Below are 16,259 nucleotides of genomic sequence, written 5' to 3' on the forward strand. Positions count from 1 at the left end.
TGGTTGTCTAATCGCATCCCGTTAGTCAAGGTGGCCTGGGCAAGCGACATCGTCCGATCGTGTCCGCCAGGTGGTGTGTAGCTCGGTGGTAGCGAAGCCGCTCGCGAGCGCGCCCCCAAAAGCGCCGTAGGGAGCGGGCGGCGTAGCGGGCGGTCATATGGCGCGTTCTCGGTGTTCGCTCAGTGCTTCATTTTGACGTGAGGCAATCGTATGTCGGGAACATGGTTGTCTCCGCGGTCGGTACAAGCCCGCCGCATCATGGTCCTCGCAGGCAAGGTCTTCCTATGTTTTATGCGCAGTCTCTAGGAGCTGCCGCCACGTGAACGGAATGACCCGACCTACGTCCACGACAGGGACGCCTCGTCGCGTCAGAAGGATGACGCGCTGAGAGAGTCATCGGCTGTCAGAGCTTCATTATACGATGGCGCTGGCCGATGGGTTGAAGATTTCCCCTGTCTTGAGCATGGTATGCATGATGACCGCGAGTTTCCTGGCGACAGCCACTGCGGCGCGCTTGAAGCCAAGCCGTTCGCGCAACTTGAGCCCCCAGTCTTTGAGGCGGCTTTCAGTCCTGGCGCCGGTTCGTGTCAGCATCACGGTCGCGGCTTCGTAAAGCAGCGCGCGCAAATGGTTGTCGCCTCTCCGTGAGATATGACCATCATAATCGACCTCGCCCGACTGATAGCGGCGTGTGGTCAGCCCGAGCCAGGCGCCGACTGAACGCGAAGTCCGGAAGTTTTGCGGATGCTCGATGGCAGCGACGTAAGAGATCGCCGTGATGGCACCTATGCCGGGAATTGTCGTCAACAGCTTCGCCGACTGGCTCTGCCGCGCCGCTGCGAGCAGTTGGCGATCAAGAATTGCAGCACGCTTGCGGATGTCGCGCCACGCATCGAGCAGCGGCAAAATGATCCGTGCAAGGTTGTCATTCCCAGCGACAAGCTCTCTCACATTGCCATCGAATATCCGACCTTTTCCTTCGGGGACAATGAAACCGAACGTCTTCATGACACCCCGGATCTGATTGCCGAGTTGCGTTGAGATGTGCACGAGCTTATCGCGGGCCGCCACCAAGGCGCGGGTCGTCATGGCGTCGAACGACTTGACGCGAACCGCTTTGTAGAAGCCGGCTTCGGCCAACTGGGCCAAGCCATCCGCATCATTGGCGTCAGTCTTGTTGAGCGTCTCGTTCAATACCTTTTGCGCGTGCCGCGCTTCTATGCAGATCGCCGGAATCCCCTCGTTCGTTAGCGCATGATAGAACCAAGTCGACAACGGCCCTGTTTCGAAGACGACACGCCTGGCATGCGGCGCATGCTTACGGATCGTCTCTGCCAGGAGCTTCGGGTCCGAAGGACACTTTCCCCGCCAGATCCGCTTTCCGTCCTCTCGGATCGAAATCGCGGTATCTTTCAATGAAACATCAAGCCCGATATATTGATTCATGGTTGCTCTCCGTTTGATGTTGGGCCCGGTTCGAATCGAGAGCCCGTTTTTCCATCTTATCGGGGGCAACCACCCCAGCCAGCCATCATCTATAGAAATAGCCTGGGACGATCGCGCCGCGATTACCCCATGTTCTATCATGCACTGATGGCCGAAGGGGTTCCCGCGATCTGCATCGAAGCGCGGCACGCGCAAAAGATATTGCACGAGACGCTCAACAAGACGGATGCCAATGATGCGGATGGCCTGGCCCAGATGGCCGAAGCCGGCTTCTACAAGGCGGTCCGGGTAAAGGCGTTTGACAGCATGCTGACGCGCACCCTGGTGGCGGCCCGCAACCAGCTTTTGAGCATCTCGACCCAGCTCAGCAACCAGATCCGCGGCCTGATGAAAACATTCGGCCTCATTGTTTCCAACGGAAAGGGTAGGGTGTTTGATGGCAAAGTGAGGGAGCTATTAGCTGGGAATGACGACCTTGCAGCGATCATATTGCCCCTGCTTGATGCGTGGCGTGACATCCGCAAGCGCGCGGCCGATCTGGATCGCCAGCTGCTCGCAGTGGCACGGCAGAGTCAGCCGACGAAGCTCCTGATGACGATCCCGGGTATCGGCGCCGTTACGGCCGTCTCCTATGTTGCCGCGATTGAAGATCCAGAAAACTTCAAAACGTCGCGCTCAGTTGGTGCCTGGCTTGGGCTGACAACACGGCGCTACCAGTCAGGTGAGGTCGACTATGACGGCCACATCTCGCGAGGAGGCGACAGCCATCTGCGGGGACTGCAGTATGAAGCGGCAACGGTCCTCCTCACGAGGACCAGACCCGGCAACGAAAGCAGTCTCAGGAGCTGGGGGCTGAAGCTGCGCGAGCGGTTGGGCTTCAAACGCACTGCGGTGGCGGTCGCCCGGAAGCTTGCGGTTATCATGCACAGCATGCTCAGGACAGGAGAAGTGTTCAACGCCTCGGCTGACGCCGCCGCTTAAGCGACAACCAGCCTTCCTCCCTCAGCGCGTCAAACCTGATTTGAGGCACTGAGCGTCCGTGCTGCGGACGTAGGTTGGATCATTCCGTATCGTTCCCTGCAACGTAATAGAGATTGCGCCGTTCACATAAGGAAGATCCTACCTGCGAATACCCATCATGCGGCGACATTTGTCGACCGCGAAGACAACCCTGCTCCCAGCACCGGACAGCTCTTAAGGACATGGCCGCTGAGGGCCAAACCGACAATTCGGATTGCGCCGCGTTGCCTTCCTTCAACCCGGTGAGGATACCGCATGCTCAACCCCTCTTGACGGACGGAATGCGATTATACAACGGAACCATGTTCCATGGTCGCTCAACTTGCCGCCGCCGACATGGCCCTGTCGTCTTGGCAACAGAGAGCCCGTTTCACGCTTCAGGATAACAAGGTTATTCACAAACCGAGGCGACACACGGAAATGCCGAGACGCCTCGCGATGGGTGTTACCNTCTTCAACGAACGCAACAACACGGGAACGCAACTCGATCGGATGTGATTTGCCCATGACCGGTCTCCTTCCAGCTACGAAGGAATCACAAATCGGCCGATTCGAGAACCTGAATCAAAAAACGGGCGACGCGCTTTAGAGTTTCAATGGACGATCTGAATGCGGATCTGTTCCTTCGCCGCGTATTCGTGGCAATCGCCGGCAGCATCGCCGACGAAGATCACATCGCCATCGGAATCGAACAGGCCCCAGCAGGCTTCGTCGTCGAGGTAGACTTTTCTGACATAGCCGAAGGGTTCGGCATCGAGGACGACGCTGGGTGCATCAGGAACAGCCGCAAGTGTTCGCATGGATAACTCCATTGAGTCGTTTCTGTTTTAGTGCAAGCTTATATTGCACTTTGAAGCTGACCTGGGGCTATCCTTAGAAATCGGGATGGGAAACTGAGGTTGACGAGCGGACGGATTGGAGTCGACCGAATCACCCGAGTGGTCTGTTTCCGCCCCTTCGCCGGAGCTGAAGCGCATTGCCGCGGGCAATCAAAATCCTTATCTAGCACAGGCTGTCATCACCAAAGGATTTTCTCATGGCCGCCGATCTCAAGGCTCGTCCCCGTCCCGTTGGAGCAACCGCCGTTCTTGGTCGCACCGGCTTTCCACATGTCACCTCGGCCACCAAGGGTGAGCTCGATATCGTCACCGGCACCTCGCAACCTGGCTTCAATCCGCTCGACCTCCTCTATGCGTCGCTGTCAGCCTGCCTGGTCCTGAGCGCGCGCATTGCCGCAAGCCAGATGGGCATGCTCGACCGGATCACGGAGATCACGGCCGACGTTACTGGCGAGAAGGCAAGCGAAGGCCCGTCGCGTGTCCAAACATTCAACATCGCCTTCTCGATCAAGGGCGACCTCGATGAAGAGACGCGCCTGAAGATCGCCCATGCGGCGGAAGAAATCTGCACGGTCAGCAACACAATTCGCGGGGCGCCTGAATTCTCGACCGTCATTTCCGGCTGATAGGCTCGGTGCTGCAAATTCGCATCGGCGGGCAATAAGATTGCGCTTTTGCCTGCCCCTGTCGCTCCTCGGCTATCACGACACCATCGCTTCTGATAGGTCCGTTGCTCGCCGCCGGTCGTCAGGCGGTCAGAACGCATCGAGAGCTAATGTCGCAGGCCGCTTCCACCGTCGCAGAAACCCCCGCATCCAACCGTTTTCCCCTCGCCGCCCTGATCCTCGGCGGCGCGGCGATCGGCGGCTCGCCGATCTTCGTGCGGCTGTCGGAAGTCGGGCCGATGGCGACGGCCTTCTGGCGCGTCGCCCTGGCGCTGATCCCGATCTTCATATTCTCGCTTGCGAAGGGCAAGGATGCCGGCTCGAAGCCTGAAAAGCTATCCGACTATGCCCTGCTGGTCGTGCCGGGTGTCCTGCTCGCCATGGATCTCGCGGCCTGGCACCTCTCCATCACCATGACGTCGGTGGCCAATGCGACGCTGCTTGCCAATCTGGCTCCCGTCTTTGTCACGGTGATCGGGCTTCTGTTTTTCGGCGCAGTCGTTACCCGTGTCTTCGTTCTCGGGCTGGTATTGGCGCTTTCTGGCGTGGTTGTCCTGAAGGGCGGTCCTGCGGCGCTTGGCAATGGCGACCTCAGCGGCGATGGCGTCGCGGTCATCGCAGCCGTGTTCTATGCCGGCTACATCCTGGCAATCGGCAAGCTGCGCAGCCGGTTCGATACGGTCCGCATCATGCTCTGGAGCACGGCGTCGGCTGCTGTCTGCATCTTCCCGATCGGCTTCTTCTACGAAGGCCACATGCTACCGCCGACGGCCTATGGCTGGGCGATCGTCTTCGGTCTTGCCTTCGTCAGCCACGCGGGCGGGCAGGTGGCGATTGCCTATGCGCTCGCCTATCTGCCGGCCGCCTTCTCCTCACTGACGCTGCTGCTGCAGCCGGTCGTGGCGGCAATCCTCGCCTGGGTTCTGCTCAGCGAACCGATCGGCCCGATGCAGGCGATCGGCGGGGCAGTGGTGCTCGCCGGGATTCTGGTTGCCCGGCGAGGCTGATCTCAAATCAGGCGGCGGCCGCACGGGCGACGCGACGCGCATCGAGGATGGCGAGCGCCTCGTCGACCGTTGAGGCAAGCTCCGCCTTGTCGCTGTTGCAGGTGCCCCAGGCCTCGATGAAGCTGCTCGTCTTGCCGTAGCTGTTGTCGAGAACGCAGTGATCGGCGCCCAAGAGCACGCACATGATATGCCCGTGCATGCGATCGGTGATGACCTGGCGCGCCGAGCTCAGCAGGGCGACGCCACGGTCGAAACGCTGCTGCGCCCGTTCGCGATAGGCAAGCTCCGTCATCCGCGCGCGGCCGCCGATACGGCCGGTCAGAAGGCCCTTCAGGATCGCGGCGTGCTTCGTCTGGCGCTGGAAATCGGCAGGCTCGTCGGGCCAGTCCGATTTCACGGTACCCGGACGCAAGGTTGCTGCCGTCAGGTCCTGTGCGGTGCCGACTTCCTGGTCCTCACGCAGATTGAGCAGCAGCTCGTGCTGCGGCGTCGGTCGAGTGACCGGACCGATGCAGAAGGCCATGTCCGGGCAAAGCCGCGTTTCGCACTGGAACCAGCGCTGGGCAAATTCCAGGCTTCGCTGGTCGCGAACGAGAAGCGTGAACTGACCGTGGCGCTCGATCGCACGCGCGGTGCTGTCGACATTTGCCTGCTCCTTGAAATGGATCGTCTGCGGCATCTGGACGATCGGGCGGCCCTTGTGCTTGTCGAGCAGGCCTTCGCGGAACTGGCGGTAGCCGGCCCAGATGTCACCGAAATTGCCGCCGCCGTGCAGGAAAATGCGACCGCTGCTGATCGCGCCGAGCATCCGGTCTTCATCATAGGTCGGGATCTCGGTCACGTAGGTCGGGCGCGTACGTTTCTTGTCGAAATAGGCAAGCTCACCGAGCCAGATGGCGCTGTCGCCAATATTGTAGTGGTTCGGGAAGTCGAGAAGCGCAAAACGCTCGGACGGATCAAAGAGGTCGGAAAGGCAATTGGCGATCACGCCCTGCAGGCGGTTGATGATCGTAATATTGGATTCCATGAAATGCTCCTTGTTTACGGACACTCGGGTCCATGCAAGCGGCTAGGCTTCGGCCTGTTTGCGGAATGGGTTGAGGGACATGGCAAGCGCGATGTAAGGGCGGATGACCGAGCGGCCGAAGATCGGCAGGAACGCCAGGTAAATCAGTCCGCCCAGGCCGATGCTAAGGCCAAGCGCGAGCCAGCGGTTTTGAATGTGCTCTACGATGACCGGATGCGCGAACCACACGCAGACGGCCATCAGTGTCGCGCCGCAGAAGGGCAGGGCGACGGCCTTCAGCGTGCTTTTGGCGTCTATATGCGCGTATCGCTGAAGCACATATTGCTGATAGGGCATCGTCAGCCAGGCACGCAGCGTATAGCCCGCAGCAACGGCGACAACGCCGTAGGGGACGAGCAGCCAGGTGAGGATCAGCGTCGTCACGAGCTGCAGGGCGGCGACGGACAGGATCGATTCCGCCCGGTTGACGGCCGAGAGCGCCGACGAGGCAAAGAAGTTCGTGACGAAGGGAACCGCCATCAGCACGAGGACGGTGGCGATATCGCCGGCATTGCCCCACTTGTTGCCGAAGAGCAGCGCGATCATGTCGTTCGACAGGGCGCCGAAGCCGAGCAGCAGCGGGATGGTTCCGAGCGCGGCTGCACCGACGATCTTGTTGTAGGCGTTGCGGAAGGCCGTGTGGTCGTTCTGCAGGCGCGACAGCGTGACGAGCGATACGCTGCCGATCGGGGCCAGCACCGCTTGGCCGATCAGCTCGATCAGCCGCCAGGCAATGCGATAGCGGCCGACTTCGACCGGGCCGAACCAGCGCGAAATGAAGATATCCTGCACGCGGGCGAGCAGCATCCACATCAGCTGGGTCACGACAAGGCTGATGCTGAAGAGGAAAACGGACCGGAACATCGGCACATTGAAGCGAAACTTCGGCATCCAGGGATAGTAGAACCAGCCGAGGAGCACGGTCACGGCGGCGTTGACCGCGGTCTGCGCAACGAGCGCCCAGACGCCCCAGCCGAGAAAGGCGCAGACGACTGCGGTAATGCCTGAGAGCAGGCTGGCGGCGATTGCCTGCCCGGCGAGGCTCTTGTGGCCGAATTCACGGGCAAGGCGCGCATTGTGGATGACGGCCAGCGACGAAATCGGAAGCAGTGGTGCCAGCCAGCGCAGAATGCCTGAAACCGATGGATCGCGCACCAGATCGCCGTAGTAGGGCGCGAAGAAGAACACCAGCGAGGCAACGATGGCGCTGAAGGCGATCGTCGCCCAGAAGGCGGTATCGGCAAGCTCCTCGTCGAGATCAAGCTGGCGCGTGACCGCATCGCCGAGGCCTGCATAGGCAAGCACGCGGCCGATTTCCACGAAGAGGCTCGCAAGCGCGAAGGTACCGAAATCGCCGGGCCCGAGAATGCGTGCGAGGATGACGAAGATCACGAAGGTCGCGATTGTGCTCCAGGCCACGCGAATGACCGACCAGAGGACGGAAAGTGCGGTTTTCTTCTTAAGCTCGGCGTGCGCAATTGCCGTATCGGCCATGCATTATCCAATCGAATTTGGCTCGCGAAGAGTCGCGCGGTGATTCTGTTGGCGGCGAAGCGAAACCTCAGGCGGGCTGCTTTGCCTTCGGCGCTCGCCAGTAAGCGAGCATGCCGGTCAGGTTGTCACGAAGCTGGCTGCGGTAGGTCAGGCCAAGTTCCTCGTTGAGTTTTCGGCGCCCGATGGCCTCCATGAGCGCCTGGCGGATTTCCCAGCGCAGCATGCCGCGCATGTTCGAGCGGCGATCGAAGAGATATTTGGCGTACAGCGCTCCGTTGCCGAAGGCGTAGCCGGTCTGGAGACGTTTGATATCCGCGAGTTCACGCCGTCCATGGAAGTGTTTGACGGCAAAATCCGGCAGATATTCGACACGCACGCCGGCATTGAAGGCGCGGTGCACGTAGTCGGTGTCCTCACCGGAGCGGAAAGGGGAGCCCGCCCCGAAGCGAGTATCGAAAAAGCCGATCTTCTCGACCAGCCCATGGGGAAACGCCATGTTCGCGCCATGAATGAAGCCGCCGGCATGCAGCTCGCTGCTCAATACCGCAGGTTCCATCTCGGGCTTGATCGTGACCGGCAGGTCGCGTGTGTCGCCGAGCTCGATCCGCCCGCCGCGCATGACCATCTCGGTATCCGAGCTGAAAAGCGCTGCGAGCGTGCTGAAATAGTCGGGGAAAATCTCACAGTCGTCGTCGGTAAAGGCGAGGACACGGCCTCTCGCGGCGTTGAGGCCCGTGTTGCGGGCGATGGCGAGGCCGGGTTTCGCTTCATAGATCAAGTTGGTCTTGATCGGCGCGGTCGACGCCCATTGGCGGACGACGTCCGACGTCTCGTCCGTGGAGCCATTGTCCACGAAGACCAGTTCAAGTCTCAGATAGTCTGCCTGGCGGGCGGCAATAGAAACGGCATCCAGGCAGTTCGTTAGTCCATAGGCCCGATTTCTCGACGAGATGATCAGGCTGATGTCCACGGGCCGAGGAGGCATGCAAATTCCCCTTCTGCGATCGATGTCGAGGCGAGGATAGGGCTGGGACCCCGCTTCGGCAAGGAGCATTTTGCGCTGCAGCAAAATAGAACAGTTGGAGCAGTTCGCAGACGAATGTGGTAATTTCTTGCCTTCTGTATCGCTTAAGGCAATCTAAATATAGATTTAAAAGATAAATGCTGAATTCTGGGGATAATGTAAGTGGAAATAATTCGTAGAAATTCATAATTCTAGTTTCAAAAATATATAGTATGATCAAATTGAGAAAAGATATGTAAAGATGTCGATGTATATTGTATAAAAAAATACAGCAGCGTCGAAATATATTTACACCGTATAAGTGTTGCAAACAGTCATGGCATTGCTTTCAATTTCTGGAAAAGAGACGGGCACGTCTTCATGAATAACAAATAACCGAGGGCCTTTGCGCAGTGGCGTTCATTGTTGACGTTTAGCACGAAGCAGAAAGGTACAACCGTCGGGAACAGCAGACCTTTGTTCGCTATCGTCAAGCGCGAGTTTGTGAAGGCTTGTTTGTCTTTGCTTTGAAACGTTGCTTCCGAACGCCGCAAAAGGACGGAATTGCAGGCGTGTCCGCGCGCGTCGGTGCATGAATGCAGGGGAACGCAGGGCCGGTGCCGCCCCTGCGAAAAAGCCCTTCCGAGCTAGTTGATCTGCTGTGCCAGCCATTTCTGGATGATCGAAACATCAGCGTCGCCGAGATCGTGTCCGCCGGCGATGACATCAGAGTCGACGGTCGCTCCCGATTGTTTCAGCCGGGTTTCGAGGTCGCTGGCATATTTGCCGTAAGCATCCGTCTTGCCGCTGATGACCAAGAGATCCGTGCCTTTGAGATCGGCGTGCGGATAGTCCTTCAGGACCGGCATGGAGCGCAACAGCACAGCTTTGTGCACCAAATTCGGATGCAGATAGAGGAGCGAGTTGAGCAGGTTCGCGCCGTTGGAATAGCCGACATAGACGATCTTCTTCGGATCCAGGCCGTAGGACGATACGGCTCCCTCGATGAAGGCGGCAAAGGCCTCGGCTTCGTTCTTGATATCGTCCTGGTCGAAGGAGAACGGCGTGATGCGCTTGTACCAGCGCGGAATGCCTTCCTCCGTCGCCCGTCCGCGCACGCCAAGCAGCGTGGCACGCGGGGCAGCCTCGTGCAGCAGGGGCATCAACGTCGTTTCGTTGCCGCCTGAGCCGTGCAACAGCACGAAGACGCTGCCGTCAGGATCCGGCGGCGTATAAAAGCGGTGCACGAAGGGCAGGTCGCGGTAGTTGATGCGGGGCTCGCCGGGCATCGAAAATTGCGGCAGTACGACCTTCAGATCCTTGAGATCGGTGATTGGGTCCTTGGGAACGAAAAGCTTGGTGCCGAGCGTGGCCCGCGGCTCGTCCACCATCATGCCGGGCTTGTCTGTCGCCAATTCGATCAGTGTGCCGCCTGGCTCGCGGGCATAGAGCGATTCGAAATACTTGCGATCGTGCAGGTTCGTCGCCGACGCGCCGCTTTCCTTCAGGGCATCGTGCACCTTGTGAAGTTGCTTCTCGTCTACGGCGCGGAAGGCGACGTGATCGGCCGTCCCGGTACCGGGCGCGCCGGACCAGAATCCCTGGGCATTCCTGATGTCGACAATATCGCCCGATTCCGAGACAAGCCGGTCGATATTGCCGCGCGTTTCCTGGAAGCGGTAGCCGAAATGACGCTCCGCGAAGTCACGGCTTTCGGCCGGTTTCTCGGTGAGCATGGTGACGCCGCGTACCCGCTGAATGGCGTGTTCGACCGGAACACCCGCGCCGTCCCAGGTAGCGGGCGACTTCAGATCACGGGCGCCGGCGAGCTTGACGATGATATTGTCGGGGTCCTTCAGCCGCAGCACAGGTTCGCCAAACTCATCGGCCGGGCCTTCAGAGCGAAGTCCGAAACTCATGCAGCGGGTGAGCCAATAGCCGATGCTCGATGGATCGATCGCAAGCGACAGCTCACCGATCTGGCTGTGGCCGACGCGGCCGGGTGAACCGTCTTCCCATACAAGGAAGGTCACCAACGAGCCGGGGCTGCCAACGCCGTCCCCGTAGAAGAGATGAAGCTGCGTGGCGTCTTCGAATCCGGCGGTCTGCTTGACCAGCCGCATGCCGAGAAAACCCGCGTAGAAATCCACGTTTGCCTGCACCTTTCGGGTCAGGAGGGTCACGTGATGGATGCCAGATACCATTGAATACAGTCCGGATGGATTGGGAGGCGTCGCCATCGCCAGCATTAGTGCAAGTATAAACGTCATGCCGTTATAATTGGGGTTTGCCTCGAAGGTTCCGCATAAAGAACTAAGCTATCTCCACGCGCCTGCAAATTCAAACTGTCCAGTCCGTCCAACACTTCGCGGAATTGCTGAAGGGTCGGCGGCTTGAGCATGCAGGTGGATGCTGCCATCGAGCGCGCGCAGGTTTTGCTCGCGCGGCCGTGAGGCCAAGCCCCGCGCCGGCGGGTCGCCCTGCCTGCGGCAGCTTCCAGAAGGCGTCGAAGATCTTGTCCTGATAGGTGGGGTCGGTACCAGGCCCGGCTCTTCAACTGGTCGCCGTCAAGCTTGCCGGCCAAGTCGTCGAGCAGGATTTCCGCGTACATCGCGATGTCTCGCGGCGGCGATTGCAGATCGTGCGAGGCGATTGCCAGGAAGCGCCGAATGCGCTCCTCGTTTTCAGTCGATTCAATCGGTTGCTCGGACGACATGCTGCAGAACCTCCCAGTCGGGCGAGAATAGAAAGAGGGCGCCGGTTCCGCAACCGGCGCCCTCATTTCGTTTCATCTCACTAGCACTCAGCCGGCGGTCTTGCGCGGCTGGCCCTCTTCCGGAGGGATGATTTCTGCTTCGGGCTCGGCCGCAGCAATGGCCTTGCCGTGGCGACGACGCCAGTCGCCGAGGAAGAGCAGGATCGGTGCTGCGATGAAGACCGACGACGCGCCGGCAACGAGAATGCCGAAGACCATCGGGATCGCGAAGCTTGAGACCGCGCTGCCGCCCCAGATCGCCATCGGCAGCAAGGCAAGAAACGCCGTCGCGTTGGTGTAGAGGCTTCGTGCGAGCGTCTCGTTGATCGACCGGTCGATGATCTCGCGCAGCGGCATCGACTTGTAGAGGCGCATGTTTTCACGCATGCGGTCATAGACCACGACCTTGTCGTTCACCGAATAGCCGACGAGCGTCAGGATGGCTGCGATGGCTGTCAGGTTGAAGTCGAGGCCGGTCAGCGCGAAGAAACCGATCGCCTTGGTCACGTCGAGGATAAGCGTGACGATAGCGCCGACAGCGAATGGCCATTCGAAGCGATACCAGATGTAGAAAAGCATCGCCAAGCTTGCGATGACGACCGACAGAATGCCGGCCCAGGCGAGCTCGCCGCTGACCTTCGGACCGATGACATCGGTGCCGGTAACGGTTGCCGACGGGTCGATCTTGACGATCTCGGCCTTCAGCTTTTCAACGGCTGCCGTCTGGGCTTCTTCCCCACCTTCCTGACGCTGCGCACGCACCGCCATGGTGTTGTTGTCGCCGTAGGTCTGGAGGGAGACTTCGCCGAGGCCAAGGCTGTTCAAGCCTTCGCGGAAGCGGCCGAGATCGGCGGCCTCCTGCGTCTTGACCGACATCTGGATCCCGCCGCGGAAGTCGACGCCGTAGTTGAGACCCGGATGGATGAAGAGGACGACCGAGGCGATCGACAGAAGCGCCGAGACCGTCACGCCGAAGAAGCGAGCCTTCATGAACTGGATATGGCGGCCGTAAGGGTTGAACATCATCGGGATCATCGGCTTGATGTTCAGGACCTTCAGCTTACGACGGCGTGTGATCTCGATCATCGTGACGCGAACAAAGGCGACAGACGTGAACATCGAGATGATCAGGCCAAGCGCCATGGTCACAGCGAAGCCGCGGACCGGGCCGGTGCCGAACCAGAACAGGATGGCCGCTGCGATCAGCGCCGTCATGTTGCCGTCGATAATCGTCGAATAAGCGCGGCGGAAGCCGGTATCGATGGCAGCGAACGCGCTCTTGCCCTTGCGCGTCTCTTCGCGGATGCGCTCGTTGATGAGAACGTTCGCGTCGACCGCAAGACCGATACCGAGGACGACACCCGCGATACCTGGCAGCGTCAGCGTTGCTCCGACAAGCGTCAGGGCCGAGAAGGTCAGGATCGTGTGGATGAGCAGCGCGAAGTTCGCGAGGAAGCCCCACGTGCCATACAGGATGAAAATGAAGGCTGCGACAAGCGCGAAGCCGACGAGACCCGAATAGATACCCATGCGGATAGCGTCCGCGCCGAGGTCGGCACCGACGGTGCGTTCTTCGATGACGGTCAGCTTGGCAGGCAGGGCGCCGGCGCGCAGCATGGCGGCGAGCGTTGTTGCGCTGTCAGCCGAGAAGTTGCCCGAAATCTGGCCGGAGCCGCCGGTGATCGGTTCGCGGATGACAGGTGCGCTCAGCACCTTGTCGTCGAGAACGATGGCGAACGGATTGCCGACGTTCTGACGGGTGATGTCGGCGAATCGGGTTGCGCCGGCGCTGTCGAAGCGGAAGCTGACGACGGGCTCATGCGTATTCGGATCGAAGCTGACGCGCGCATCCGAAAGACGGTCACCCGAAATCTCGACGCGGTCGAGAACTGCAAAGCTGTTGCCCTGCTCATCCTTCAGCATCGTCACGCCCGGTCCCGGAGCGTTGTTCGGAGAAAGCATGTGGAAGGACATCTTCGCGGTCGAGCCGAGAAGCTGGCGAAGGCGAGACGGGTCCTGTGCGCCCGGGAGCTGCACGAGCACGCGGTTTCCGCCGATGCGCTGGATCGTCGGTTCGGCGACGCCGACCTGGTCGACGCGCTGGCGAATGACTTCAAGGCTCTGCTGGACCGCGGAATCGACATTGGCTGCAATGCCGGCCGGCGAGAAGGCGACGAGGATATTGCTGCCGCTGGTCGTAACCGAGAGATCGGACTGGCCGGCGCTGAGGCCGGTGGCAATCGCATTGCCGAGCGTCTTCAGCTGTGTGACCGCATCGTCCGTCTGTGCCGTATCCGTCAGGGTCACGACGATCTGGTTCTGATTGCGAACGACTGATTTCGTCTGGATGTTCTTCTCGCGAAGGACGCGGCGGGCATCCTGCAGGAGCGACTGCAGGCGCTCGCGGGTCAGGTCCGCTTCGTCAACTTCGAGAACGAGGTGCGAGCCCCCGCGAAGGTCGAGACCGAGCGAAACCTGGTTATGCGGCAGCCACGAGGGCAGACGCGCGAGGGTGGATTGCGGCAGTGCGTTCGGCAGAGCGATCAGAATGCCGAGGAGAATGATCACCGTATAGGTGAACACCAGCCATGGTGAATTACGCATGTTGTTGTTTATCCTTGATAACGCTTGAGCCTGCGCTCCTCGCGCTGGCGGCGTGTCTTAAAAGCAATGGAAAGCGCCGGACCGGCGCGCATTCATGCCGAGGCCGCAGGCGGGCCGTGCGAGTCGTAAGCCCTCGCATCGGCGGCGCGAAGCGCGGGATGGAAGGTTGCGAGGGGCTGCTCACCGCCAAGGCGGAGCTCGATATCAGGCGTCGCGCCAATGGCTGCTGCGCCGGGGTCGTAAGGGACATGTTTGGGAGCCGCCTTGCGCTCGGCGGTCAAAATGCCGCGGACGGTATCGCGAGCGCTCAGCTGCAGCGGCTGGCCGTCCTTGGCGGACGAGGAGACCGAGTTCGCACCGCGGCTGGGGACGATGACCAGATTGCCGCCGAACAGAAGGCCAAGATAGGCGAAGACGGCAATGACCAGCGAGATCGCAACACGACTGCCCATGCGGCGTGCGTCGAGCCTCATCTCGTGATCATCTGGATTTTCAACCTCGTACCGGCTCAACGGCGCAAAAGTCTCTCATTCTTTATCGGGAGAAGGCGTGTCCTCGACTGCAATTGTAGCAGTGTCGGCCTCATCTTCATAGCGCACACTGTCATGATGCACTTGGGCGAGCCGGTCAACCATGCCCATGGCGATTTCGCGTTCGCCCATGATAACAGTGTCTGCACCGTACTCCAGCAATTCATCCACTTCGGCGTCGGAATGCGCGCGGGCGACGATCAGGAGCGAAGGGTTGATGGTGCGCCCTTGGTCGGCAACCCTGCACGCCTCGAATGCGTTGGGGATGGCGATGACGAGACTGCGGGCGCCGGCGATGTTTGCGAGGTCGAGCAGCTCGCGCGAGGCGGCATTGCCGCTGATCGCTTCGATCCCCTGATCCCGCAGTTCGCCGATGCGGTTGCTCGAGTCCTCGATGACAAGGAAGGGCGTGCCCGATGATTTGAGGTTTTGACCGACGATGCTGCCGACACGGCCGTAACCGACAATGATTGCATGCCCGCGAAGCGCCGTCGGCTGCCTGTTCTCCTCTTCCTCTGGCTCGGGCTCTTTAGCAGGCTCTGGCACATTCGTCGCTATCGGCTCTTCGCGCTTTGTCCGCTCCAGCACGCGGCGCAACCGATCGCAGGCGTAGAACAGCAGAGGGTTGAGGATGATCGAGATCAGCGCGCCGGCAAGGATGAGGTCGCGCCCCTCCTCGGGCAGCAGACCGAGCGAGACGCCGAGTGCGGCCAGGATGAAGGAGAATTCGCCGATCTGCCCAAGGCTCGCCGAAATCGTCAGCGCCGTGCCGACAGGTTTGCGGAACAGTCGTACGATCAGGAAGGCGGCGATCGACTTGCCGACCACGATAATGAGAACGGTGGCCAACACTGGCAGCGGTTTATCGATCAGGATGTTCGGATCGAACAGCATGCCGACCGAGACGAAGAAGAGGACCGTGAAGGCATCGCGGAGCGGCAAGCTTTCCTGGGCGGCGCGCTGGCTGAGTTCGCTCTCGGCCAGAACCATGCCGGCAAAGAAGGCGCCGAGCGCCAGCGACACGCCAAACAGCTTCGAGGCACCGAAGGCAACGCCGAGCGCGATCGCAAGCACGCCGAGGCGGAACAGTTCGCGGGATCCAGTGTGCGCGATGCGGTGCATCGTCCAGGGAATGAGGCGGCCCCCGAAAACCAGCATCACCCCGACGAATATCACGACCTTGACCAGGGTCATGACGATGATGCCGCCCATGCCAAGGTCGAGGCCGAGGAGCCGGCTGATCGCGGCTGAAAGCGGCTCTGCCGTCGCATGCTCTCCACCGCCGATGCTGGCGGCTGCCGGGATCAGAACGAGCGCCAGGACCATTGCGAGGTCCTCGACGATCAACCAACCGACCGCGATCCTGCCGCGATCGCTATCGATCAGCCGTCGCTCCTGCAGTGCCTTCAAGAGGACGACTGTCGAAGCGACGGAAAGAGCGAGTCCGAAGACAAGGCTCCCTCCCGTCGGCCATCCCATGAGCGCCCCCAGTCCCCAGCCGAGTAGCGTGGCAAATCCAATCTGCACGATGGCGCCGGGTACCGCAATGCCGCGAACGGAGAGGAGGTCTTTCAGGGAGAAGTGCAGTCCGACGCCGAACATCAGCAGGATGACGCCGATCTCGGCCAGTTCAGGCGCAAGGCTTTGGTCGGCAACAAAGCCCGGCGTATGCGGGCCGGCGAGAACGCCTGCGACGAGATAGCCGACCAGAGGCGGCATTCGGAGCCTGTGGGCGAGCGTGCCGAGAATGAACGCAAGCACGAGGCCTCCGACGATTGTCGAAATCAAAGGCGTATCGTGCGGCATCATTCTCTCCCGAACTGGAAATCC

General features: G+C 60.5%; 12 protein-coding genes and 1 pseudogene. 3 read left to right on the forward strand and 10 right to left on the reverse strand.

Features of this window, described 5'->3' with window-relative positions:
• Positions 1-414 precede the first annotated feature (414 nt).
• Positions 415-1,446 carry an IS110 family transposase gene (locus AF71_RS09715; protein ID WP_169681168.1) on the reverse strand — a complete coding sequence of 344 codons (1,032 nt, stop codon included), beginning with the start codon at positions 1,444-1,446 and terminating at the stop codon, positions 415-417.
• A 132-nt stretch (positions 1,447-1,578) separates the two neighbouring features.
• Here AF71_RS09715 and AF71_RS09720 point away from each other — a divergent pair.
• A pseudogene (locus AF71_RS09720) lies at positions 1,579-2,427 on the forward strand (IS110 family transposase); the annotation flags it as partial.
• Between the two features lie 632 nt (positions 2,428-3,059).
• On the opposite strand, the gene AF71_RS09725 reads toward AF71_RS09720, so the two are convergent.
• Positions 3,060-3,266, reverse strand: a complete 207-nt coding sequence (locus AF71_RS09725; protein ID WP_018117010.1) for a hypothetical protein — start codon at positions 3,264-3,266, stop codon at positions 3,060-3,062.
• A 236-nt stretch (positions 3,267-3,502) separates the two neighbouring features.
• On the opposite strand from AF71_RS09725, the gene AF71_RS09730 reads away from it, so the two are divergent.
• On the forward strand, positions 3,503-3,931 hold the full coding sequence (locus AF71_RS09730; protein WP_025660328.1) for an OsmC family protein: 429 nt from the start codon (positions 3,503-3,505) through the stop codon (positions 3,929-3,931).
• 149 nt (positions 3,932-4,080) lie between these two features.
• The gene (locus AF71_RS09735) at positions 4,081-4,977 is read left to right on the forward strand and encodes a DMT family transporter (protein WP_025660327.1); all 897 of its coding nucleotides are present in this window, start codon (positions 4,081-4,083) and stop codon (positions 4,975-4,977) included.
• Positions 4,978-4,984: 7 nt separating this feature from the next.
• On the opposite strand, the gene AF71_RS09740 is transcribed toward AF71_RS09735, so the two are convergent.
• The 8 genes from AF71_RS09740 to ybaL all read right to left on the reverse strand — a co-directional run bounded on the left by AF71_RS09740 (position 4,985) and on the right by ybaL (position 16,235).
• Positions 4,985-6,004 carry a polysaccharide pyruvyl transferase family protein gene (locus AF71_RS09740; RefSeq protein ID WP_025660326.1) on the reverse strand — a complete coding sequence of 340 codons (1,020 nt, stop codon included), beginning with the start codon at positions 6,002-6,004 and terminating at the stop codon, positions 4,985-4,987.
• Between the two features lie 42 nt (positions 6,005-6,046).
• Positions 6,047-7,537 carry a lipopolysaccharide biosynthesis protein gene (locus tag AF71_RS09745; RefSeq protein ID WP_018859717.1) on the reverse strand — a complete coding sequence of 497 codons (1,491 nt, stop codon included), beginning with the start codon at positions 7,535-7,537 and terminating at the stop codon, positions 6,047-6,049.
• A gap of 67 nt (positions 7,538-7,604) precedes the next feature.
• Positions 7,605-8,522 carry a glycosyltransferase family 2 protein gene (locus tag AF71_RS09750; protein ID WP_025660324.1) on the reverse strand — a complete coding sequence of 306 codons (918 nt, stop codon included), beginning with the start codon at positions 8,520-8,522 and terminating at the stop codon, positions 7,605-7,607.
• A 665-nt stretch (positions 8,523-9,187) separates the two neighbouring features.
• Complete coding sequence (locus tag AF71_RS09755) at positions 9,188-10,810, reverse strand: VOC family protein (RefSeq protein WP_025660323.1); 1,623 nt, start codon at positions 10,808-10,810, stop codon at positions 9,188-9,190.
• The gene (locus tag AF71_RS09760; RefSeq protein WP_169681166.1) at positions 10,807-11,256 is read right to left on the reverse strand and encodes a hypothetical protein; all 450 of its coding nucleotides are present in this window, start codon (positions 11,254-11,256) and stop codon (positions 10,807-10,809) included. The genes AF71_RS09755 and AF71_RS09760 overlap by 4 nt, the downstream gene beginning before the upstream one ends.
• 87 nt (positions 11,257-11,343) lie before the next feature.
• Positions 11,344-13,899, reverse strand: coding sequence for a protein translocase subunit SecD (gene secD / locus AF71_RS09765; RefSeq protein ID WP_169681171.1), 2,556 nt, complete (start codon positions 13,897-13,899; stop codon positions 11,344-11,346).
• Positions 13,900-13,991: 92 nt separating this feature from the next.
• Positions 13,992-14,372, reverse strand: coding sequence for a hypothetical protein (locus tag AF71_RS09770; protein ID WP_025660320.1), 381 nt, complete (start codon positions 14,370-14,372; stop codon positions 13,992-13,994).
• Between the two features lie 54 nt (positions 14,373-14,426).
• Complete coding sequence (gene ybaL, locus AF71_RS09775) at positions 14,427-16,235, reverse strand: YbaL family putative K(+) efflux transporter (protein WP_025660319.1); 1,809 nt, start codon at positions 16,233-16,235, stop codon at positions 14,427-14,429.
• Positions 16,236-16,259: the final 24 nt, after the last annotated feature.

The organism is Rhizobium sp. 57MFTsu3.2, from assembly GCF_012932765.1.
Taxonomy (GTDB): Bacteria; Pseudomonadota; Alphaproteobacteria; order Rhizobiales; family Rhizobiaceae; genus Rhizobium; species Rhizobium altiplani.

What these genes read in the sequence shown, in the direction of transcription:
- AF71_RS09715 (WP_169681168.1), bottom strand. Translation starts at nt 1,446, where the DNA reads ATGAATCAATATATCGGGCTTGATGTTTCATTGAAAGATACCGCGATT.
- AF71_RS09725 (WP_018117010.1), bottom strand. Translation starts at nt 3,266, where the DNA reads ATGCGAACACTTGCGGCTGTTCCTGATGCACCCAGCGTCGTCCTCGAT.
- AF71_RS09730 (WP_025660328.1), top strand. Translation starts at nt 3,503, where the DNA reads ATGGCCGCCGATCTCAAGGCTCGTCCCCGTCCCGTTGGAGCAACCGCC.
- AF71_RS09735 (WP_025660327.1), top strand. Translation starts at nt 4,081, where the DNA reads ATGTCGCAGGCCGCTTCCACCGTCGCAGAAACCCCCGCATCCAACCGT.
- AF71_RS09740 (WP_025660326.1), bottom strand. Translation starts at nt 6,004, where the DNA reads ATGGAATCCAATATTACGATCATCAACCGCCTGCAGGGCGTGATCGCC.
- AF71_RS09745 (WP_018859717.1), bottom strand. Translation starts at nt 7,537, where the DNA reads ATGGCCGATACGGCAATTGCGCACGCCGAGCTTAAGAAGAAAACCGCA.
- AF71_RS09750 (WP_025660324.1), bottom strand. Translation starts at nt 8,522, where the DNA reads ATGCCTCCTCGGCCCGTGGACATCAGCCTGATCATCTCGTCGAGAAAT.
- AF71_RS09755 (WP_025660323.1), bottom strand. Translation starts at nt 10,810, where the DNA reads ATGACGTTTATACTTGCACTAATGCTGGCGATGGCGACGCCTCCCAAT.
- AF71_RS09760 (WP_169681166.1), bottom strand. Translation starts at nt 11,256, where the DNA reads ATGTCGTCCGAGCAACCGATTGAATCGACTGAAAACGAGGAGCGCATT.
- secD (WP_169681171.1), bottom strand. Translation starts at nt 13,899, where the DNA reads ATGCGTAATTCACCATGGCTGGTGTTCACCTATACGGTGATCATTCTC.
- AF71_RS09770 (WP_025660320.1), bottom strand. Translation starts at nt 14,372, where the DNA reads ATGAGGCTCGACGCACGCCGCATGGGCAGTCGTGTTGCGATCTCGCTG.
- ybaL (WP_025660319.1), bottom strand. Translation starts at nt 16,235, where the DNA reads ATGCCGCACGATACGCCTTTGATTTCGACAATCGTCGGAGGCCTCGTG.